The following is a 20,377-nucleotide window of genomic DNA, read 5'->3' as shown; positions in this document are numbered from 1 at the left end:
CGATGATCGCGATCGCGGGAGTCATCGGAGCAGGCCTGTTTGTGGGTTCCGGAGCGGCGATCCAGCAGGCCGGCCCCGGAATTCTTATGGCCTACGCTGCCGCGGGCCTCGTGGTTATTCTGGTGATGCGGATGCTCGGCGAGATGGCGGCGGCGAGCCCGGAGACCGGATCGTTCTCGGCCTACGCCGACCGGGCTCTCGGCCGCTGGGCCGGGTTCAGCATCGGCTGGCTCTATGCCTGGTTTTGGATCATCGTCCTCGGGATCGAGGCGACCGCGGGCGCGGCGATCGTGCATCGTTGGGTACCCGAGGTCGATCAATGGGTATGGGCTCTTCTGCTCATGGTGCTACTCACCCTCACGAACGTGGCCTCGGTAAAATCGTTTGGGGAGTTTGAATTTTGGTTCGCTTCCATCAAGGTAGCGGCCATTGTGGTCTTCCTGGTGCTGGGCATCGTGGCCATCCTCGGCTTCATGCCCGGTGTGTCTGCGCCCGGCCTCGACAACCTCACCAATCGCGGCGGATTCTTCCCCAACGGAGCGGGAGCGATACTCGGTGGAGTGCTCGTGGTCGTCTTCTCCTTCTTCGGAGCCGAGATTGCGACCATCGCCGCTGGGGAATCGCAAAACCCCGTGGCCGCTGTTCGTCAGGCCGTGAGGTCCACCGTGTGGCGAATCCTGATCTTCTACATCGGCTCGATCGCCATTGTCGTCACCCTGCTGCCCTGGGACAGTGCCTCCGTAGCGAAGAGTCCGTACGTGGCGGCCATCGAGCTTTACGGGATTCCCGGTGCAGGCACGATCATGGACGTGATCGTGCTCACTTCCGTGCTGTCCTGCCTCAACTCCGGCCTCTACACCGCGAGCCGAATGTTATTTTCGCTCTCCACCCGCGGCGACGCTCCCCGTTCCTGGGGAAAGATCTCGGCCCGTGGGGTGCCGCGCAGCGCCGTGCTCGCTTCGACCATCGTTGGGTTTGTGACCGTCGGTCTCAACTACCTTGCCCCAGACACCGTATTCCTGTTCCTGGTGAACACCTCCGGCGCCATCGCCTTGTTCGTCTGGCTCGTGATTGCGGCTTCGCAGCTGATCCTGCGTTGCCGCATGGGACCGGATGCCGCCAGGGCGCTCTCGCTCAAAATGTGGTTGTTCCCGTACCTCACCTGGTTCGCCATCCTCAGCATCCTCGCCCTGCTTGTGGGCATGTTGATCATCCCGGCAACGCGCGAGTCGCTCGCGCTGTCCCTCCTGCTGGCGGGGCTGCTCGTGGGCGTAGGTTTGTGGCGGTACCGGGGTGGGCGTGGAGCGAGCGGCGTAGCCGACGCCCAAACGAGGGTCGGCGCGGCGCATTCTGAATCGAACCCAGGCCCGGGAATGATCCCGCCATCGATCACGAGCTAAGAAATCGAAATCCCTCCCCGAGGACTCAGCCTGCAGGAATCTACAAAGGTTTTAGAAATACTTAGTGCCATCTGTACATTCATTTCCGTGCCCCGGTTGGAAGACTGAATAAGTGATCGTTGTCGTCTGCCCGGGTCAGGGCTCCCAAACTCCCGGATTCCTCGAACCCTGGCTGGCTCTGCCTGCCTTCGATGCCGGCTTACGGCAAATCTCGAGCGACGTCGACCTCGACCTCGTCACCCACGGCACGGTCAGCGACGCCGAGACCATCCGCGACACGGCGATTGCCCAGCCCCTCATCGTTGCCGCAGGCATCCTGACGCTTGAAGCACTGCTCACGGATGGTCGCCGAGACCGCGTTACCGGGATCGCCGGGCACTCGGTCGGAGAACTCACTGCCGCCGCGGGCGCCGGCATCCTGAAAACCGCCGATGCGGTGCGATTCGTTCGAGAGCGTGGCATAGCAATGCAGGCCGCCGCCGCCCTCGTCCCCACCGGCATGAGCGCCGTGATCGGTGCAGACGAGACCGAATTGCTCACCCGGGTGGCCGAGCTCGGCCTCGAACCCGCCAACTTCAACGGCAGCGGTCAGATCGTCGTTGCCGGGGCACTCGACGCTCTCGCCGAACTCGCCGCGGCTCCCCCGCACCGCGCCCGAGTCATCCCGCTCCAGGTCGCCGGCGCATTCCATACGCGTTATATGCAACCGGCCGTCGAACGGATGACCGTGGTTGCCGGCTCGCTCATCCCCACCGACCCCACTCTCCCCATCTGGACCAATCACGACGGAAGCCAGGTCGCCACGGGCATCCGTTTTCTGGACCTGCTCGTGGGTCAGGTGTCATCGCCGGTACGGTGGGACAGGTGCATGGAGGCTTTCGCCGCTGCGGGAGTCACCGGAATCATCGAGATCGCCCCTGCCGGCGCGCTCGTCGGTCTTGCAAAGCGAGCCCTCAAAGGCGTTCCTACCGTCGCCATCAAGACCCCGGACGACCTGCCCGCCGCCTGGGCCATGATCGACCAGCAGTCCTGAAACTGATAAGAGAGACAATGACCAAGCCAACACTGAAGCAGTCCCACGGGGCGCAGTACACCCGAATCCTCTCGATCGGCGCCGCCCGCGGCGACCTCGTCGTACCCAACGACGAACTCGTCGCAGCGATTGACTCCTCCGACGAGTGGATCCAGCAGCGCACCGGCATCATCACCCGCACACGCGCCAGCCAGGACATCGACGCTATCGACATGGCAACGGATGCCGCCCGCGAAGCCATCGAGAAAAGTGGCATTGACCCGGCGCTCATTGATGCCGTGATCGTGGCCACCATCAGCAACGGGCGCCAGACACCATCAATGGCCGCCGTTTTGGCCGACCGTGTTGGCAGCAATCCTGCCGCCGCCTACGACATCAATGCCGCCTGCGCCGGATACGCCTACGCCATCGCCCAGGCTGATGCGCTCATTCGCACGGGGGCTGCTCATTACGCCCTCGTCGTGGGCGCTGAGAAGCTCTCCGACCTCGTCGACCCCGGAGACCGCAGCATCTCATTTCTGCTCGGCGACGGTGCTGGCGCTGTCGTCATCGGCCCGAGTGACTATCCGGGTATCTCCACAACGGTGTGGGGATCGGATGGTTCCAAGGCAGACGCGATTCACATGAATCACACCCTGCAGGAGTACCGTCGCGGCGAGGCCGACTGGCCAACCCTGCGTCAGCAAGGGCAAACCGTCTTCCGTTGGGCAGTCTGGGACATGGCCAAGGTCGCCAAAAAAGCCCTCGAAGTAGCCGGGATCGAGAGCGCCGACCTCGCCGCGTTCATTCCCCACCAGGCCAACATGCGCATCATTGACGAGTTTGCCAAGCAGCTGAAGTTGCCGGAATCCGTCGTCATCGCCCGCGACGTCGCCACGACCGGTAACACGTCATCGGCCTCAATCCCCCTCGCCACCCACCGCCTGCTCGAGGAACACCCTGAGCTCAGCGGCGGACTCGCGCTGCAGATCGGCTTCGGTGCCGGACTCGTGTTCGGTGCGCAAGTCGTTGTGCTGCCCTAACCTATCCACCCTCTAAACTAAGTCTCGGTCAACCGAGACACCCTCAAGGAGAAATAACATGGCATTGTCCACCGAAGAAGTTCTGACCGGCCTGGCCGAGCTCATCAACGACGAGACCGGAATTGCAACCGACACGGTTGAGCTGGGCAAATCGTTCACCGACGACTTGGACATCGACTCCATCTCGATGATGACCATCGTCGTCAACGCAGAAGAGAAGTTCGACGTGAAGATCCCCGACGAAGAGGTCAAGAACCTTAAGACCGTCGGCGATGCCGTCGAGTTCATCGTGAAGGCACAGGACTAGACCCAAGAATGAACCGGGTCGGTCGGAAAAAGACCGACCTGTTCATTGGGCTGGTGCCACAACGCGCCGGCCCACACGTTTGTCGTTCCATGGAGAGTTGACTTATGACCAAGAAAATCGTTATCACCGGCATCGGTGCCACTACGCCGCTGGGCGGCACGGCGGTCGACACCTGGACCGCCCTCCTGGCCGGCGAATCGGGCGCAACCACCCTTGAGCAGGCCTGGGTCGCTGAAACAGCGATCCCCGTAACGTTCGCAGCACAGGCACGCGTGAAAACCGTGGATGTTCTGCAGAAATTTGAGGTCAAGCGCCTCGACCCGTCCAGCCAATTCGCACTGATCGCCGGACGCGAAGCCTGGGCCGATGCCGGCTCCCCCGAGGTCGAGCCTGAGCGCCTCGCCGTGGACTGGGCAACCGGGATCGGCGGAGTGTGGACCCTGCTGGATGCATGGGACACCCTGCGCGAACGCGGCCCGCGTCGCGTACTGCCCATGACCGTGCCGATGCTTATGCCCAATGGTCCGGGGGCGGCCATCGGAATGGACCTGCACGCCCGTGCCGGCATCACCACGGTTGTTTCGGCGTGCGCGTCGAGCACCGAAGCGCTGATCAACGCGTACAATCGCCTGCAAGCCGGACTGGCCGACATCGTCATCGCCGGAGGCTCCGAGGCCGCCATTCACCCCCTGCCGATCGCCTCGTTTGCAGCGATGCACGCCCTGTCGACCCGGAACGACGACCCGGCTACCGCGAGCCGCCCGTACGATGTCACTCGTGACGGTTTCGTTCTCGGCGAGGGTGCAGCCGCCCTCGTCATCGAGACCGAGGAGCACGCCAAGGCGCGCGGCGCCCACATTTACGCCGAACTGCTCGGTGGCGTTGTCAACAGCGATGCGTACCACGTGACCGCGCCAGACCCCGAAGGATCGGCGGCCGCCCGCGCAATGCGCTCGACCATCGAGAACGCCGGAGGGACCCTCGCCGATGTCTCCCACATCAACGTCCACGCCACGAGTACCCCGGTTGGTGACATCGCCGAGTACAACGCCCTCAAGCGCGTGTTCGGTGATCTTCTCGACGGCATCCCGGTCTCGGCCACGAAGGCATCAACCGGCCACCTGCTCGGTGGCGCTGGCGCCCTCGAAGCCTTCTTCACGGTGAAGGCTCTCGACGAGCGCCTCGCACCGCCGACGATCAACCTCACGTCGCAGGATCCGGAGATTCCGCTCGACGTGGTCACCACACCGCGCGCCTTGCCGGCCGGAGACCTGCTCGCGCTGAGCAACTCCTTCGGCTTCGGTGGCCACAACGCCGTTGTGGCATTTCGGTCGGTCTAAAAGTCCGGTAAAAGAGAATGACCCCGCCCGGGTTCGGGCGGGGTCATTCTGTCAGGCGGATCGCCTGACTTCGCGGGGTCGGCACCGGGAATGTCGCTGATCGAAGGGTGGCGCCGTACTGGGCGAACTGCACGCTTGAGAAGTGGCTGATCAGCCGACCTGGTGCAGCCAGACTACGGCATTCAGGTCGCTCGCCTGCCGAAACGGTTCAAGTTCGTCGTCCCAGGATTGCCCGAGGGCCAGGCGCAACTGCCGGTGCAACTCGATGGCGTTCGCCCCCGCACTCTCCATGGCGGATCGAATGCGATCTTCCGGCACGACCATGTTACCCACGTTGTCGGTTTGGGCGTAGAAGATACCCAGCTCGGGCGTATGCAACCAACGTCCGCCATCCGAACCTGCTCCAGCATCTTGGGTGACTTCAAAGCGCAGCTGTTCCCAGCCGCGCAGAGCGGATGCGAGCGCGGCACCGGTTCCCGGAGACCCTTCCCAGTAATACTCCGCCCGGTGGGATCCGGGCAGGGCTGGTTGCTCTGACCAGTCGAAGTTGACAGCCTCCCCGAGGGCTCGACCGGCAGACCACTCGATATGAGGACAGACCGCTCGCGGAGAAGAGTGCACAAAAAGCATCCCCCGCGCTATCGGCGCCCGACGGTTCGGTACTGCATCCATCGTGTTTCTCCGTTTCTTGTAGGTTCGTCTTCCCCAACGACCTCGAAACGACCGCGCCTTCAACTGAGCGTTGAAGCACGATGGCGAATGTTAAATTATTCGGTAACTGGATACCAGCGTGCCGATATCGTCATTATGCCCCAGCGACCTGCACATTGACAAGCGGCGGCTGGTAGGGATACCGAGTGAAACGGATGAAACTCCGGGTCACCCAACGGTGCTCAACGTCAGCTGACAGCTGCTCCCCGTGAGCCGCACGGCCGGACGCGTTGAGGGCCATCTCATGTGGGGGGCTAGCCCGCTCGTGGGCTGTTCGTCTAAAACATGGTGCTCGGTCGCGGGCTAGGGGATCGTGCCTGCAACGACACGAATGTGGCCGCCACGAACGCTTACGGAGCGCACATCCACTCCCTCGCGTTCGATGATGGTCCACGGGCGAGCCCTGAGATCAGCGCCGCCGATCGCAACGGCCAACCGCGCGAGCGGCGAGAATAGCTGGTAGATACCTACGGGCAACTGCATGTCGACGATGCACGCTCGACCGCCCGGCCGCAACAGCGCACGCGCTCGGTCCCAGGCCGGGCGCCAGTCGGTGAAGATGCTCATGGCATAACTGGAGAAGATGCAGTCAACGAACCCTTCCGCCGTTGCCGGGAGCTCATTCACGACGACAATCGGGTCAAACGCAGTGGCATCCGCTTCGACCAAACACACGCTGGTCCACCCGTTCAATCTCACCCGGCGGCGGGCCATCTCCAGCATTGCCGGACTTCGATCCAGCCCGATAACGGTGCCAGAGGGGCCGACAGCATCGACGAGCAGAGCAAAATTCAGGCCGGTACCGCAGGCCAGGTCCAGAACCGTATCGCCCTGGCGCACTTGCAGGAGCGCAACGCCGGACTCTCGACCCGCCCGGTAGACGACGCGTTCTCCGGAGAGCACATCGTAAAAGCGAGCAGCGACTTCGTAGACGTTCGCCATAGTGCAGACCGGCTTTCCCTTTATTGCCAGCCTAACCAGCACGCCCGCGTTCCGGACCCCGCCGACCGCCTACGCTCACAGTCATGAACGAACTTAGAAAATTTGACTTGGCGGTCATTGGTGGCGGTACGGCCGGCCTCGTAGCTAGCCGCACCGCGGCAAGTTTCGGAGCGAAAGTGGTTCTGATCGAGGGCAACCGCCTCGGCGGGGATTGCCTGTGGACTGGGTGCGTTCCGTCGAAGGCGCTCATTGCCGCCTCGAACGCCGCAACGAACGCCCGATCCTCAGCTCACCTCGGAGTGAGCGTGAGCGATGTCGTGGTCAACTTTGCGCAGGTCATGGCGCACGTTCAGGACGCGATGGACGAGATCGCCCCCGTCGATTCCGCAGAGTCCCTCGAGCGGGACAACATTGACGTCGTGATCGGGAAAGCGCGATTCACCGGACCCGACAGTATCGATGTGAACGGCCGTGAACTCCGGTTCCAACAAGCATTGATCGCCACGGGCGCAGCTCCGGCACTGCTGGATATCCCAGGAATCGACGCGGTAGACGTGTTGACCAGCGAAACGTTCTGGAACCTGAGGATTGCCCCGCAACGACTCGTCCTCTTGGGCGGCGGGGCAATCGGCTGTGAGATAGCTCAGGCCATGGCTCGTCTCGGTGTGGCCGTGACGATCGTGCAGCGAGGTCCACGCATCCTTCCTAAAGAAGACGAACGGGCCAGTGCCCTGATCCAGAGCGCGCTGATCGCTGACGGAGTCGAGGTGCGCACCAACTGCACCGCGATCTCCGTCACCTCCGCCGACCGCCGCGCCGGCACGGCGGCCCTCAGCGATGGGACCACCCTGTCTTTCGATCGGCTATTCGTCGCGCTGGGTCGCCGCCCGAACACCGCCGATCTCGACCTGTCATGCGCGGGGGTGCTCCGCGACGTGCACGATAACATCGTGGTCAATTCCCGACTGCGCACCTCCAACCCGCGCATCTGGGCCGCCGGCGACGTCACCGGCCTGCCCCAGTTCACCCACACGGCCGGCGTAAACGCCAGCGTGGCTGCTGCCAATGCCATCCTCGGCCTGACTCGCACGGTCGGCAGTACGGCGATCCCCCGAGTTACGTTCACTCACCCTGAACTGGGTGCCGTCGGCCTGCAAGCCCGTGATGCGCGAGCCGGAGTCCACCGAATCCTCACCTGGGATCATGAGCACGTTGACCGTGCCGTGACGGAGGCGAAGACAGCTGGCTACACCCAGCTCATCGTCGACAAACGCGGCCGCGTACTGGGCGGGACAGTCGTGGGTCCGCGGGCCGGTGAAACCCTCGGCGAAATTTCTCTGGCGGTGAAGAACCGACTCACCACGAGCGATATCGCCAGCACAACGCACGCGTATCCCACCTACAACGACGGCCTCTGGAGTGTGGCCGTGGCCGATGTGCGTCACCGGCTCGGTTCCGGTCTGGCCTCGACGGCCTCGCGCGCCCTTCGACGTCTGCGCATTGCGCGGTTGTCCTGACACCCGCGCGGAACGAGACGCTTTGCCAGTCTGGCAAGCGACGACACGAGCGAGCGAGCGCGGCTGTGCGGGATCGTCCGCCGGGTTACTTGGCCTGGCCGTAGTTATCTACGGTTGCTACCGTCAACATGAAGTCGACTGGGAAGTCGCCGAAGAGTAGCCGCCCGGCGGTTTCGGCAGCAGTGACGATGATCTGTGCAACGGCGGCAGCCTGGGCAGCGGGGGTGTGCACAATCACCTCGTCGTGGAGAAAAAAGACTAGATGCGGTGTGCCGTGAAATGGAGCTCGACCCCGGGTAGCGCCCCGGTTTACTGGGCTAACTCCCGGAACAGGCTGACAGACAGCACCGTGCGCGGCATCCGAGTGAAGGCTATCGGGTGCTGGCAATGCCGTGAGCTCTCGACGGATTTCCGCCATCCAGCACAGAGCCCACTCGGCGGCGCTGCCCTGCACGATGAAGTTTCGGGTGAAGCGTCCCCAATCCCGGGCCTGGCTGCGGGCGCGCCGTTCATCGGTCGCCGTGGCCGCCGGGTCGTAGGCCTGCGCCTGGGCCTCCTGCCAGCCCGATCCCGGAATGGGTGACGAACGCCCGAGTCGGGTCGTCACGATCTCGCCACGCTCGCCCGCACGCGCCGCCGACTCGGTGAGTGCGATCGCGCGAGGGTAGGCGCGGGCGAGACGCGGCATTAGCCGACCGCTCTCCCCGGTCGTGGCCCCATACATGGCGCCGAGCATGGCAACCTTGGCGTGGTCGCGGGTTTCGACGACGCCGCTCGAGACGATTCCGGCATACAGGTCTGTGCCGCGCCCGGCCTTGGCCATGCTCGTATCCCGCGCCAGCGCGGCCAGGATGCGTGGTTCCAGCTGGGCAGCGTCGGCGACGACGAGTTTCCAGTCGTCATCAGCGACGACGGCCCCACGAATCTGCTTGGGCAGCTGCAGCGCTCCCCCGCCGCGGGTGGCCCAGCGGCCGGTCACGACATCCCCGGGCACGTAATCGGGGTGGAAGCGACCATCGACAACCCAGGATTCCATCCAGGTCCAGCCGTTAGCGCTGAGCAACCGGGACAGTTTCTTATACTGCAGGAGCGGTTCGATCACCGGATGCTGCAACTTCTTCAGCTCCCAGCCTTGCGTCGACGCGACAGCCAGCCCCGCGCGTTGCAAGGCCTTCAATAGTTCCGGTGGAGAGTCCGGGTTGAGCGTGGTGTCATCCAGTTCTAAGCGGATTCGCTGGGCGAGAAGTTCGAGCCGTTCGGGTCGCATGCCCGGCGGGACGCGCGCTCCCAGTTCTTGGGTTAGCAAGAGATCATGCACGTCGCTGCGCCAGGGCAGCCCGGCGTACCGCATTTCCGCGGCCACGAGCGCCCCGGCGGACTCAGCGGCGAGCAAGAGCCGGAGGCGCCCCGGTTCACAAGCGGATGCCACCGCGTCGAGTTGCCGACGAAACTCCCCCGCCGTGCCGCACTCACCGCTGGTATCAGAATCCGCGTTTGCGTCGAAATCAAAGAGTGTCGCCAGGGGCTCCGCTCGGTCGGTCGTGCCAACGCTCGCGACGTCCCAGCGCCCTGGCGCCGCCAGCGCGAGCTCGCTCGTCATGGTCAGCGCGGAATTTTTCAGGATCACGTGGCACAGACGGAGATCATGGCAGCGCTGCACTCGGATGCCGGCCTCCAAGAATATCGGGTAGATACGGGCGGTATCCTCCCAGACCCAACGGGGTGCGGCCCGGTCACCGGTGGCCGATTCATGAGTGCTGGGTTCACGCGACGACACGAACGACGGAAACTCGGTCAGGGAGAGGCGGGCCGCCTCAATAAACCGGCCGACATCGTCAAGCGTATCGACCAGCACGTCGCCACCACTTGTCTGCCGCACCAGTACATACACCCGTTCATTCTGCCCGCTACCAGCAGACGCCGTACCCATCCGCTTCGTGATGTCGATGGGTACGGCGTCTGCAGAAGGCCGGATTGCGGTCTTTAGCTAGCGATTTTGTCTCCGTTCGGAGCGACCACCCACCAGACGCCGCCAACACCCTCTCCGGTGGTGTCCCCGGCAGCAGAGTCGCCCGCCCAGTAGTAGAGCGGAAGCCCAGCGAGAGTAACTTGCTTGGTGCCATCCGTGCGGGTGATGACGCCGACCGTGCCGGTCACGCCGTCAACCGTGGGGGTGTCGGATTCGGCGACGACGGCGGGCCACTTGACGAGGCACTCGCCCTCGCAGGTGCTCGTGCCGGAGTTTGCGACGTCCTTGTCGAAGACATACAGTGTCATTCCGGCGGTATCGACGACGATCTTGCCCAGTGAACTGTCCGCGGTCGCTAGGGCCGGCTTGACCGCGGCATCGCTCGTTGGGCTGGATGAACTCGACGTGTCGGCCGCCGGGGCCGTTGTTCCCTGCGAGCATCCGGTCAGCACGAGAATGCTGAGCGCTACTGCCCCGACGACCGGTCCGGCCTTGAGCCAAATTCTGCTGTTCATGATTGCTTCCTTCTCTTGATGCACGCGCCTGAAATGGAGCGTGATGAAGTGCTTGTGCATGAGGTGCGATGACGTGGTGCGCACTGCGGAGGTGCTCGGCGTAGGGGCCTTGGACTTATCACGAGGTACAGCCGGAAATGGTTCAGTGCCTCCATTCCGACCTCGGTCGATGGGGGCACTGAACCATTTCCGGCTGGACCGCATCGTCGGCTTCCCCGAGAACGTCGGTTTCGTCTCCTGCGGCCTACAAGCCTTCTTCGGCACCGCGCAGTGCCTGGCGACCTCGTGATCACCCATCGGGTACGCAGGGGAGGAATACCTCACAGAGCACAAGGTTGCATTCAGCGATGACTACTTCACTTGAACCCCGTACCGCCCTCGTCGTCGGAGCGTCCGGAATCACCGGATCCGCCGTGGTCGACCAGTTATCTGCCGCGGGCTGGCAGGTCCTCGCCCTCGCCCGCCGCAGCGGCCCAGCCTTACCCGGGGTGCGCTGGATTCAGGCGGACCTTCGCTCCGCCGCCGACCTCAACCGAGTGTTGGCCAGTGAGATGCCCGAACGGGTCTTCTTCACCGCCTGGTCACGTCAGAACAGCGAGGAACTCAACATCGAGGTGAACGGTGGCATGGTGCGTGATCTCCTCGCCGCACTTGCCCACGCACCGGTGCGCCACGTCGCCCTGGTCACCGGCCTCAAGCATTACCTCGGCCCGTTCGAGGCCTACGGGCAGGGCATCATGCCCGACACTCCCTTTAGCGAAGACGAACCGCGGCTCGACGTGGCGAACTTCTACTACGCACAGGAAGACGAACTGTTCGCTGCATCCGCTCGCCAAGGATTCACCTGGTCGGTGCACCGTTCGCACACCGTAATCGGCCACGCGGTCGGCAACCTCATGAACATGGGACTCACCCTTGCCGCACAGGCTGCCTTGTGCAGGAATCTTGGCATGCCCTTTGTGTTCCCCGGCAGCGCGACCCAGTGGAACGGCGTCACCGACATGACCGACGCGACGATTCTTGCCGAGCAGATGGTGTGGGCAGCGACAACGACTGCCGGGGCCAACGAAGCATTTAACGTGGTCAACGGCGACGTCTTCCGCTGGCGCGCGATGTGGCCGAAGATCGCCGCATACTTCGGCGTCGAACCGGTTGGTTTCGTGGACGAGCCACGACCGCTCGAGGTGCAGATGGCAGGAATGGAGCCGGTCTGGGCCGAACTCGCTGCCGCGCACAACCTCGTCGAATCCGACTTAGGGCGCATCGCATCGTGGTGGCACACCGACGCCGACCTCGGCCGGAATATCGAGGTCTTCACCGACATCACCAAGAGCCGCCTCGCCGGCTTCACCCCGCACCACCGCACGATCGACTCCTTCACAGCTTTGTTCGACCGCTACCGCGCCGAGAAGATCATCCCTGGGTAAAGCAATTGGCGGCGACCAAAACGGCAGTGTCGCTATCAGTTGACCTGATTTGGCACCGTTTGGTTGGGGTGTTCGTGCACGGCGACGATGGTGAAGACCAGGGCCACGGCAGCCGTTCCCGCCAGCAGGAGCAGACCGATGGCATAACTATTATCGGCGGCGTCGTAGGTGGCCCCCATCACAAGCGGGGGGAAGTACCCGCCGAGACCACCGGCCGCACTGACGATGCCGCTGACCAACCCGACCTTCGCGGGTGGCGAGTTTCGTCCCAGCCAGGCGAAGACTCCCCCAGCGCCCAGCCCCAGCGCCCAGCCCCAGGGCCGAAGCCATCGCCACGAAGGTCAGCCCAGCCGGTATCTCGCCGTCGGGGCGCACATTGACCACCCAAGCTAGAACAGCGACCGCGGCCAGCACCACGATGACGACCGGCTTGGGACCGATGCGGTCGGCGAGGATTCCGCCGACCGGGCGCAGTAGAACCGCGGCGACGGCGAATCCGGCCGTGCGGGTTCCCGCCGCGGTCAGGTCGAAATCGTAAATATCGCGCAGGTAGGTCGGCAGGTAGGTCGAGAAGGCGACAAACCCGCCGAACACCACACCGTAGAGAAAGCACATCTGCCAGGTCACACCGAGTTTTGCGGCAGCACAGAGCTTGGGAACGAATGGCTGGGAATTCGATACCCAACTCGGAGCATTCCCCATGCAGGTTCGCACGACGATCGCGGTCGCGACGAGCAGGCAGGCCAGGATCAGGTGTGTGGGAATGTAGCCGAACCAGTCCACGAACCTGGGTGTGAAGAATGCGGACAATGCTGTCCCGCCCATTCCCGCACCGAAGATTCCCGTTGCGAAGCCGCGCCGGGACACTTCATACCAGTTGCTCACGAACGGTATCCCAACGGCGAAGACCGTTCCGGCGACGCCCAATAGGAGCGCGCACAGGACGAGAGCCCAGTAGACCCCCAGGGTTCCGGCCAGCGCAACGAGCAGAAGTGCGGGGACAGTGGCCAGGAGCACCGTGGTGAACATGATCGGTCCACCGTAGCGATCCGTGAGCACACCCACCGGAATACGGCCGATCGAGCCGACAAAGACAGGCATGGCCACTAAAACGGATGCCTGCGTCGACGTCAAATTCAAATCGACGCTATAGCGCACCCCGAGGGGGGCCACACTCGTCCAGGCCCAGAAACACACCACGGACGACAACGTCGCGAGAACAAGATCGAACCCCTTGCTGGCCCGGGCACGTGCCCGCACACTTTCAGGCATGGCTATTTTTTGTCGCGTGCTCGGTCTTCGGTTCCAATCGCTGCCCAGCCGCGTCGGATTGGTCTGATCGCGCCGGGTACCTGGTCGCGGGTGCGGTAGACGATATACGGCCGAAACAGGTAGTGCAGGGGCGCGGTGAAGGCGTGCACCAGCCGAGTGAACGGCCAAATGGTGAACAGAAGCATGCCGACGAGCGTATGGATGTGGAATGAGAACGGGGCTGCGGCCATCGCTGCGATGTCAGGCTGAAGGATGAAAAGCGAGCGGAACCAGGGCGCAACGGTCTCCCGATAATTGTGTCCGTGGGCGCCCTCGAACACGCTCGCCAGGGTGGTCCAGAGGCCGAGTACGATCGCGGCGGCCAGTACGACATACATGACCTTGTCGTTGCGGGTTGTCGCCATAAATACCGGGCCGGTCTTGCGCCGGCGATAGATCAGGATCAAAATGCCACCGAGCGTGCCGACCCCGGCGACCCCGCCGACAAGTAGGGCGTTGAGATGATAGAAATCCTGGCTCATGCCCACCGCGAGCGTCCAGGTCATCGGGATCACCAGACCGAAGAAGTGCCCGGCAATCACCGCGAGCAGGCCGAAGTGAAAGATCGGCGACCCAATCCGCAGCAGGCGACTTTCATACAGCTGTGACGACCTGGTCGTCCAGCCGAACTGGTCGTATCGGTAACGCCAGATGGAACCGCCGATCAGGATGGCGACCATGACGTACGGCAGAACGCCCCACAGCAGCAGGTCCATGGCTATGCCTCGTTGAGCGGCAATAGCCGGGGATACGTGGCCCATCGCCATGGCGAGGGCAGCATCCGTTCCGGCCTGCGCCGGCAGCCACTCATCGGCAAATTTGGTGTTGTCCGCGTAGTCGGGGCTGATCGCGATGACCTTGGTGCCGCGGTACCGTACCTCGGTCATCCAGTGCGCATCCGGTGTGCGTGTCACCGGCACGTTCGAGCCCCACATCATGAGGTAGGTGGCGTCCCACCAGTCGCCGGATTCCGGAACGTCGGTCTGGTCGCCGAAAACCTGCGGGCTGGCGACCGGGAGGTCAGCGTACCAATCGTAGAACGACGTCATGACGCCGCCGATGAGCTGAATGAAGCGGTTTCCGGCGGCGTGGGAGACCATCGACATGGCCGGGATCGGCGAGAATCCCGAGCAGCGGTCGGGACCGTACGCCTTGATCGTGGCTCCACCGGTCACGGTAGAACACGTCGCCCTTACGGCCGCCTTCGCGAAATACCTCCCGGCCGTCATCTGTCTGTTCCCACCGAGTGAAGAAACGGCCAAGCGACAGCAGTGCATCCGACGCTTTTCCGTCCAACCCGGCAGGCAAAGGTCCAGCTGCCATGACGACAGCCTAAGTCGGTGTTTTGCCAAGCGCTAGCACTACTTTGGTTGTTCGCGCAATTGACCGCCCCCGACGGGTCACGTTCGAACTTCTTCGACACTCGGGTGCGAACCGCCGACGGTCACCTGCTGAGGGTGACCGTCGGCGAACGTCAAACCGTGCGCGGTGCCTTCGCCAGGTTGGCCTCGAGCTCTGCAACCGTCTGACGGATGCCGTAGGCCGGACGGTCGCGCTCGACGCGCCAGCTCTCGACAAGGGGGCCGATATTCACTGTATCGAAGCCGAATTCGTCGTAGAGCTTGGTGACGAAGTCGGAGGCGTCGGTGAAGTCGGAGGACGTCGCCAGTGCGCGCCGGGCCGGGTCGCCGGTCGGGTGCGAGTCGGCGGTGATGTCCGCGGCCGTAATGTGATTGAATCCTTTCGCCACGCGCGAAGTGGGTAAGTGCTTCTGGAGCATGCCGGTCACGGTCGTTTCGCCGTTATCGAGGGCGGTGATATGTCCGTCGCGTTCGAAGTAGTAGTTATTGGTGTCAATGACGATCTTGCCGGCCAGCTGCTGAACGGGCACATCCGCGTAAGCCTTGAGCGGCACCGTCACGATCGCGACGTCGGCGGCCTCAGCGGCCTGAGCCGCGGTTCCGGCGGTCGCTTTCGGGCCCAGCTCGGCAACGAGCTCGGCGAGGGTCTCCGGGCCTCGGGAATTGCTGATCACGACGTCGTAACCATTTTCGATCGCCTTGCGAGCGACCTGGCTGCCAATGTTTCCTGCACCGATGATTCCAATAGTTGTCATGATGGCGACAACGAGGGCGGCGCCGAAAATGTTCCCGACTCTTCCAACGCCGGCAAATCCGCCACACGAGCGTCGCCATGCTTCTTGACGGCACCCGCTACGACGAGTCGCTGCTATTCGACCTGTGAAACGTGGTAGTGGCTGATGAGCCAGGAACCATCGATGTATTCCAGCACAGCCGTCAGGTGAACGGGAATGACGACGCCGTCGGGACGGGTGAAGTCGACGTCGATATAGGAGATCAGCGTTGAGCCGGAGAGCTGGCGGTGTTCCAGGATTCGGAACGAGGGACTGAGGCCTACAGGCTGCCTATCGTAATAGCCGATCACACCGAGCCTGCCAATAGAATGCGTCGGCGCGACGCCCTGGAATAGAGCATTTTCGGTGAAGTGGGACGCGACACGTTCCGGCTCATGCTCACGGATTCCGTTCGCCCACGCATCCAAGACTTCCGTCACGATGCGAACTCGGGCGACGCTATCAAGCGCGATCATCGGTTTCTCTCCTGTTCGTTTTTCCCGCGGAATGCGGACACCAGACCTGCTCCGATGCCCTGGGAGCCTCCGGTGATGATGGCTACTTTGCGAGTTTTCATGGTCAGGATTCCTCAGCGGTAATCGGTCTAGAACGTACATCTCGATTTTAGTCGACAGGTGCTTCGGTGATCCGCTCGGAACGGACCGCCGCCTACACTGGAACAACTCACCATCGGGTGTTCAGGAAACGCCGCCGCCCAACGGGACGTGACAAAGGAAAGGGACAATTTCATGATTTTCATCGTTGCTAAGTTCACTGTGAAACCAGAGTGGAGTGATCGTTGGATGGACCTGACACGCGACTTCACCGAGGCCACACGCCAGGAACCAGGCAACCTGTGGTTCGACTGGTCGCGCAGTGTCGAGGATCCTCACCAGTTTGTACTCGTCGAGGCATTCCACGATGACGCCGCAGGATCTCACGTCAACAGCACGCACTTTTCGGCGGCCATGAAGGCTATGCCTCAAGCGCTCGTGAAAACTCCAGAGATCATCAGCGAGCGTATCGATGCTGAAGGTTGGGGCCAAATGGGAGAAATGACAGTGCACGAGTAGCTCAAAGTTGGGTGAATGTTGAGTTGGTCAACGTGACTCCCCCACGATCTACCGCTAACCCCGCGTCGCCGCCGTACGAGACCCGCAACCGGTTATAGGAACAGGACTATGCACGATCTCAACGCCCTCACGGTTCGCAGCATCTCAGTATCTGAGATGAGCAACAACGTTTACGCACTCACCTCGAAATCCACCGGCGCGCAGGTACTGATCGACGCCGCGGACGATGCACCCGCTATCTTCACCCTCCTCAAAGATGCACAGAAAGATACGAGTGCCATCGCCCGGCTGGCCCTCATCATCACCACACACTCGCACTGGGACCATGTGCGGGCGCTGGGCGAGGTCAGGGAGCTGACGAAGGCACCGGCTGCAGCGGGTCTCGACGACATCGCGGACATTACTGTGCCCACAGACGTACCCTTGCACCACGGGGACGTCCAGTCCACCGATGGCATTGACCTCGAAGTAATTCACCTACGCGGACACACCCCCGGGTCGATTGCCCTGCTCTACCGCGACCCGCATGGTCCCGCCCATCTGTTCACGGGCGATTCGCTCTTTCCCGGCGGAGTGGGGAACACCAACGGTGATGCCCAGCGTTTCGCGTCGTTGTACAACGACGTCGTCACCCGAATCTTCGACTACCTTCCGGATGACACACTGGTGCACCCGGGCCATGGAGCAGGCACAACGCTCGGCGCTGAGCGGAGCAAACTCTCCGAGTGGAAACAACGCGGCTGGTGACAACGGTAGCCGCCTGACGCATCCCCGTAGTGCATGGCCGACCGTAGGGATACTCTCAGGTCATGAAAAAATCGTGGATCTCAGATGGCGCACTGAAAATGACAGAGGCGTCGAGACTAAACGAGACATACGTACCTCTGAGCCAGGCGCAACTCAAGATTGCAATGGAATACCGCGATGCCCTGAAAAAGACATACCTTTTTCTTCGGTTCGGTATTGTCGGAACGGTTGTCGCGATACTCCTCGCCGTTTTCTTTTTCACCCCTGACGACTACCTCGTGCACGATGGGCAGACACTTCCCTCGATCAGCCACTATTACTACACGCCCGCCCGCATCGTGTTCACCGGAGCACTGTGCGCGGCCTCACTTGCGCTTCTCGCCATCGCGGGGAAAGGCGTGCAAAGCTACCTGCTCAACCTCGCGGCCCTTCTCGCCCCGCTGATCGCGATCATCCCGACACCTGTCTTGCCCAGTGAGGTTGGTCCAGCTGCACAGCTCGCGAGCTGCCCCAGCACAATCGACTGCATTCCCGCCGACCAGCTTCCGTACGTAGCAACGGGATTTCACATTTGGCTGATAATTTCGATTGCCGTGATGATAGTTGCACTGGGATGGAACGTATGGCATCACATCAACAAGTCTCGCCGCGTACCGGAGGCCTTTCGGGTGATCCTCGCATTCGGTTTCGCTGTCTGGATCTTGTATTTTGCGCTCTGGAATGTGCCGGGTCAGGATCTGTTTCGGCAATACGGACATGTCGCCGCGGCGGGTGTCTTTTTCATCCTCATCGCAACTGTGACCGTTATCGAAGCGTGGCGCCAGTGGGCGGACCGCGACAATCAGTCGGAGCCACCTCCACCGGCTTTTTTCCACCGGAGAATGTACTCGGGCATCTACCTTGCCCTCGGTGTGATCATGTTCCTCGATATCATCGCGGGGACTCTAATTCTGACAAAAACCATTCGGCCTGAAGATTGGCAAATAGGCAACTCGGTGTTCATCGTCGAAGTCGTCGCTCTCGCAGCCTTCGCGGTGTTCTGGCTCGTACAGACGGCCGAGCACTTCACAGACTCCAACGGATGGGAGTCCCTCTCTGAAGCACGACGACGGGGTCGCGCGCTGAGGCAGGCACGGTAGCGGGCGGGCTCGGCACGCAGTTATGCCGAATTCACTTGCGTCCGCAGTCGGTGTGCGCAACGAGGGCCATGATTTCGCCCAGCGACTCGACGATGTGTGTGGCACCGGCTTTACGCAGCACCCGTTCAGAGGAGTAACCGCCCGAAACACCAATAGGTATGTACTCTGCCGCGGAAGCAGCGACCATGTCATACTCCGTGTCGCCGATATAAAAGGCGTGCTTGCGACGTGCTCGATGTAGGACCAGTTGCGCCACCTTGTCTGCGACCTCGGCATCGACGACATCTAAGACCGGCAGCACAGATAACGATCTCTGGTCGAACTGCACTGCCTTAGCGGAAGCGGCAGATACAACGCCCAACCAAGCCCCCGCCTCTGACAGCGCCAGAAGAGCAGCATTAGTACCCGCGCGAAGACGCGTGGGCGTCTGGGTCATGTGGTGGTTCCACTCGGCTTCAGCGACGGCGAGGTCGAGTGGATGCACGCCGAGATCGCGGAACATATTCTTCATGGGCAAGCGAAATTTTCTAGAGAATCCATCCGTGTCGAGCGCTCCCAGGTCTCGCGCCTCGAGTACTGAATTCAGCGACGCTCGGGCACGATCGGCGTCCAGCACGACCGTGCCATTCCAGTCAAACATCACCATGGTGTCGGTCAAGTCCATTGTGTTTACGGTTGCGTCCATTACGCGAGGACCGATTGACGCAGGCTGACCCCGACCGACTCTGCCGTTCCAACGCGACGTCCGGTCTCTTGAGAGTACGCGTGCACGAGGCTTGGAGCACAGTGCACCGTGACCCGTGCGCCCGGGTTGGGAGTGTCTTCGACCTCGCAGCGAAAAGTAACGGCATGACCGGAGTCGCTAACCAACCGTACGATTCGATCTTTCCCTGTCGGTTCGACCAGACCGACGACTCCGGTGATCGCCCACGTGCTGGAACGATCCGAGGGGGTCGTCAGTGTGAGGTGTTCTGCACGGACGCCGAGAGTGAGTGCGCCCGAAGCCCGGGCAGCAGAATGCAGTCCGAAAGCAGACTCGCCCGTCACCTCGTCGATTTTCAGGAGGTTCATCGGCGGTGATCCGATGAATGAGGCCACGAAGAGTGTCTGCGGCACAGCATAGAGCTCATCGGGTGTGCCCAGCTGTTCGATCTGTCCGAGGTTGATGACCGCGATCCGATCGGCCATCGCCATGGCATCGAGCTGATCATGAGTGACGTTGATGCCGGTGGCACCAACGGAACGCAGAATGCTCGCAATTTCCAGACGAAGTACGGCATGCAGTTGCGCGTCCAGGCCGGAAAGTGGCTCGTCGAGCAGCACAATTCCGCTTTGTCTCGCTAGCGCTCTGGCGAGAGCGATGCGCTGGCGCTGACCGCCGGACATTTCTTTTGGTTTCCTGTCCAGCAGATGTTTGACCTGCATCCTGTCGGCCACATCGTTAGCCCGAGCATTAGCAACCTGCTTGGTAAGGCCCAGGCCATGACGCAGGCCGAGCGTGATGTTCTCCAGAGATGAGAGGTGCGGATAGAGAGCGAAATGCTGGAATACGATAGCGGCATCTCGTCTATGTGGAGGAATTCCGTTTTGAGCAACGCCATTGAACTCGACTGTTCCCTCGTCAGAGTCCTCCAGCCCGGCGATGATGTGCAATAACGTGGATTTGCCCGACCCTGACGGCCCGAGGATAGCGAAGTTCTCGCCATCCTCGATGGTCAGGTCGATCCCGTCGAGGGCTTTCACCTCGGCAAAGGATTTGTGAATTCCGAGAATCTTGACCGCGGTCATGT

The 20,377-nt window shown here is 62.3% G+C and carries 21 protein-coding genes and 1 pseudogene; 10 read left to right on the top strand and 12 right to left on the bottom strand.

Annotated features, from left to right (window positions below):
- Positions 1-2: 2 nt before the first annotated feature.
- The 5 genes from CXY74_RS11960 to CXY74_RS11940 all read left to right on the top strand — a co-directional run bounded on the left by CXY74_RS11960 (position 3) and on the right by CXY74_RS11940 (position 5,102).
- Entirely contained in the window at positions 3-1,400 is a 1,398-nt protein-coding gene (locus CXY74_RS11960) for an amino acid permease (protein WP_233193385.1), read from the top strand.
- 112 nt (positions 1,401-1,512) lie between these two features.
- On the top strand, positions 1,513-2,433 hold the full coding sequence (locus tag CXY74_RS11955; RefSeq protein WP_104200638.1) for an ACP S-malonyltransferase: 921 nt from the start codon (positions 1,513-1,515) through the stop codon (positions 2,431-2,433).
- Between the two features lie 17 nt (positions 2,434-2,450).
- On the top strand, positions 2,451-3,455 hold the full coding sequence (locus CXY74_RS11950) for a beta-ketoacyl-ACP synthase III (protein ID WP_104200637.1): 1,005 nt from the start codon (positions 2,451-2,453) through the stop codon (positions 3,453-3,455).
- 58 nt (positions 3,456-3,513) lie between these two features.
- Positions 3,514-3,762 (top strand): acyl carrier protein, encoded by a 249-nt coding sequence (locus tag CXY74_RS11945; protein WP_092108059.1) that lies wholly within the window; start codon positions 3,514-3,516, stop codon positions 3,760-3,762.
- A 104-nt stretch (positions 3,763-3,866) separates the two neighbouring features.
- Positions 3,867-5,102 carry a beta-ketoacyl synthase gene (locus CXY74_RS11940; RefSeq protein ID WP_104200636.1) on the top strand — a complete coding sequence of 412 codons (1,236 nt, stop codon included), beginning with the start codon at positions 3,867-3,869 and terminating at the stop codon, positions 5,100-5,102.
- Positions 5,103-5,252: 150 nt separating this feature from the next.
- On the opposite strand, the gene CXY74_RS11935 is transcribed toward CXY74_RS11940, so the two are convergent.
- Positions 5,253-5,732 (bottom strand): DUF3145 domain-containing protein, encoded by a 480-nt coding sequence (locus CXY74_RS11935; protein WP_104200635.1) that lies wholly within the window; start codon positions 5,730-5,732, stop codon positions 5,253-5,255.
- A gap of 384 nt (positions 5,733-6,116) precedes the next feature.
- Positions 6,117-6,755 (bottom strand): class I SAM-dependent methyltransferase, encoded by a 639-nt coding sequence (locus tag CXY74_RS11930; protein WP_104200634.1) that lies wholly within the window; start codon positions 6,753-6,755, stop codon positions 6,117-6,119.
- A gap of 83 nt (positions 6,756-6,838) precedes the next feature.
- Between CXY74_RS11930 and CXY74_RS11925 the strand changes: the two genes are divergently transcribed.
- Positions 6,839-8,272 (top strand): NAD(P)/FAD-dependent oxidoreductase, encoded by a 1,434-nt coding sequence (locus CXY74_RS11925; RefSeq protein WP_104200633.1) that lies wholly within the window; start codon positions 6,839-6,841, stop codon positions 8,270-8,272.
- An 85-nt stretch (positions 8,273-8,357) separates the two neighbouring features.
- On the opposite strand, the gene CXY74_RS11920 is transcribed toward CXY74_RS11925, so the two are convergent.
- Together CXY74_RS11920 and CXY74_RS11915 are read right to left on the bottom strand one after the other, a co-directional pair.
- The gene (locus CXY74_RS11920; protein ID WP_233193364.1) at positions 8,358-10,163 is read right to left on the bottom strand and encodes a bifunctional 3'-5' exonuclease/DNA polymerase; all 1,806 of its coding nucleotides are present in this window, start codon (positions 10,161-10,163) and stop codon (positions 8,358-8,360) included.
- Positions 10,164-10,255: 92 nt separating this feature from the next.
- Positions 10,256-10,756, bottom strand: coding sequence for a hypothetical protein (locus tag CXY74_RS11915; RefSeq protein ID WP_104200827.1), 501 nt, complete (start codon positions 10,754-10,756; stop codon positions 10,256-10,258).
- Positions 10,757-11,103: 347 nt separating this feature from the next.
- On the opposite strand from CXY74_RS11915, the gene CXY74_RS11910 reads away from it, so the two are divergent.
- Positions 11,104-12,183 (top strand): SDR family oxidoreductase, encoded by a 1,080-nt coding sequence (locus CXY74_RS11910; protein ID WP_104200631.1) that lies wholly within the window; start codon positions 11,104-11,106, stop codon positions 12,181-12,183.
- 35 nt (positions 12,184-12,218) lie between these two features.
- On the opposite strand, the gene CXY74_RS18315 is transcribed toward CXY74_RS11910, so the two are convergent.
- The 6 genes and pseudogenes from CXY74_RS18315 to CXY74_RS11885 form a co-directional block, all read right to left on the bottom strand.
- Complete coding sequence (locus tag CXY74_RS18315; protein ID WP_304481668.1) at positions 12,219-12,365, bottom strand: hypothetical protein; 147 nt, start codon at positions 12,363-12,365, stop codon at positions 12,219-12,221.
- On the bottom strand, positions 12,334-13,455 hold the full coding sequence (locus CXY74_RS11905; RefSeq protein ID WP_304481667.1) for an MFS transporter: 1,122 nt from the start codon (positions 13,453-13,455) through the stop codon (positions 12,334-12,336). The genes CXY74_RS18315 and CXY74_RS11905 overlap by 32 nt, the downstream gene beginning before the upstream one ends.
- Positions 13,456-13,457: 2 nt before the next feature.
- Entirely contained in the window at positions 13,458-14,210 is a 753-nt protein-coding gene (narI, locus tag CXY74_RS11900) for a respiratory nitrate reductase subunit gamma (RefSeq protein ID WP_104200826.1), read from the bottom strand.
- A 33-nt stretch (positions 14,211-14,243) separates the two neighbouring features.
- Positions 14,244-14,817 (bottom strand): annotated as a pseudogene (locus CXY74_RS11895) (molybdopterin-dependent oxidoreductase); the annotation flags it as partial.
- 151 nt (positions 14,818-14,968) lie between these two features.
- Positions 14,969-15,610, bottom strand: coding sequence for an NADPH-dependent F420 reductase (locus CXY74_RS11890; RefSeq protein WP_104200630.1), 642 nt, complete (start codon positions 15,608-15,610; stop codon positions 14,969-14,971).
- A 113-nt stretch (positions 15,611-15,723) separates the two neighbouring features.
- Positions 15,724-16,104: a nuclear transport factor 2 family protein gene (locus CXY74_RS11885; protein ID WP_104200629.1), complete on the bottom strand. Its 381-nt coding sequence runs from the start codon at positions 16,102-16,104 to the stop codon at positions 15,724-15,726.
- Between the two features lie 273 nt (positions 16,105-16,377).
- Between CXY74_RS11885 and CXY74_RS11875 the strand changes: the two genes are divergently transcribed.
- The 3 genes from CXY74_RS11875 (at position 16,378) to CXY74_RS11865 (ending at position 18,587) form a co-directional block, all read left to right on the top strand.
- The gene (locus CXY74_RS11875) at positions 16,378-16,701 is read left to right on the top strand and encodes a putative quinol monooxygenase (protein WP_104200628.1); all 324 of its coding nucleotides are present in this window, start codon (positions 16,378-16,380) and stop codon (positions 16,699-16,701) included.
- A 108-nt stretch (positions 16,702-16,809) separates the two neighbouring features.
- Positions 16,810-17,448 carry an MBL fold metallo-hydrolase gene (locus CXY74_RS11870; RefSeq protein ID WP_104200627.1) on the top strand — a complete coding sequence of 213 codons (639 nt, stop codon included), beginning with the start codon at positions 16,810-16,812 and terminating at the stop codon, positions 17,446-17,448.
- A 62-nt stretch (positions 17,449-17,510) separates the two neighbouring features.
- A complete protein-coding gene (locus tag CXY74_RS11865; RefSeq protein ID WP_146070135.1) occupies positions 17,511-18,587 on the top strand; it encodes a hypothetical protein in 1,077 nt (358 codons plus the stop codon).
- Between the two features lie 31 nt (positions 18,588-18,618).
- Here CXY74_RS11865 and CXY74_RS11860 read toward each other — a convergent pair whose 3' ends face one another.
- Entirely contained in the window at positions 18,619-19,272 is a 654-nt protein-coding gene (locus CXY74_RS11860; protein ID WP_104200625.1) for an HAD family hydrolase, read from the bottom strand.
- Positions 19,272-20,375: an ABC transporter ATP-binding protein gene (locus CXY74_RS11855; protein ID WP_104200624.1), complete on the bottom strand. Its 1,104-nt coding sequence runs from the start codon at positions 20,373-20,375 to the stop codon at positions 19,272-19,274. The genes CXY74_RS11860 and CXY74_RS11855 overlap by 1 nt, the downstream gene beginning before the upstream one ends.
- Positions 20,376-20,377 lie beyond the last annotated feature (2 nt).

Origin of the sequence: Cryobacterium sp. Y29 (assembly GCF_002929825.1) — a bacterium.
Classification (GTDB): domain Bacteria; phylum Actinomycetota; class Actinomycetes; order Actinomycetales; family Microbacteriaceae; genus Cryobacterium.
The sequence above is the reverse complement of the archived record's forward strand: the minus strand, read 5'-3'. Positions and strand labels throughout refer to the sequence as shown.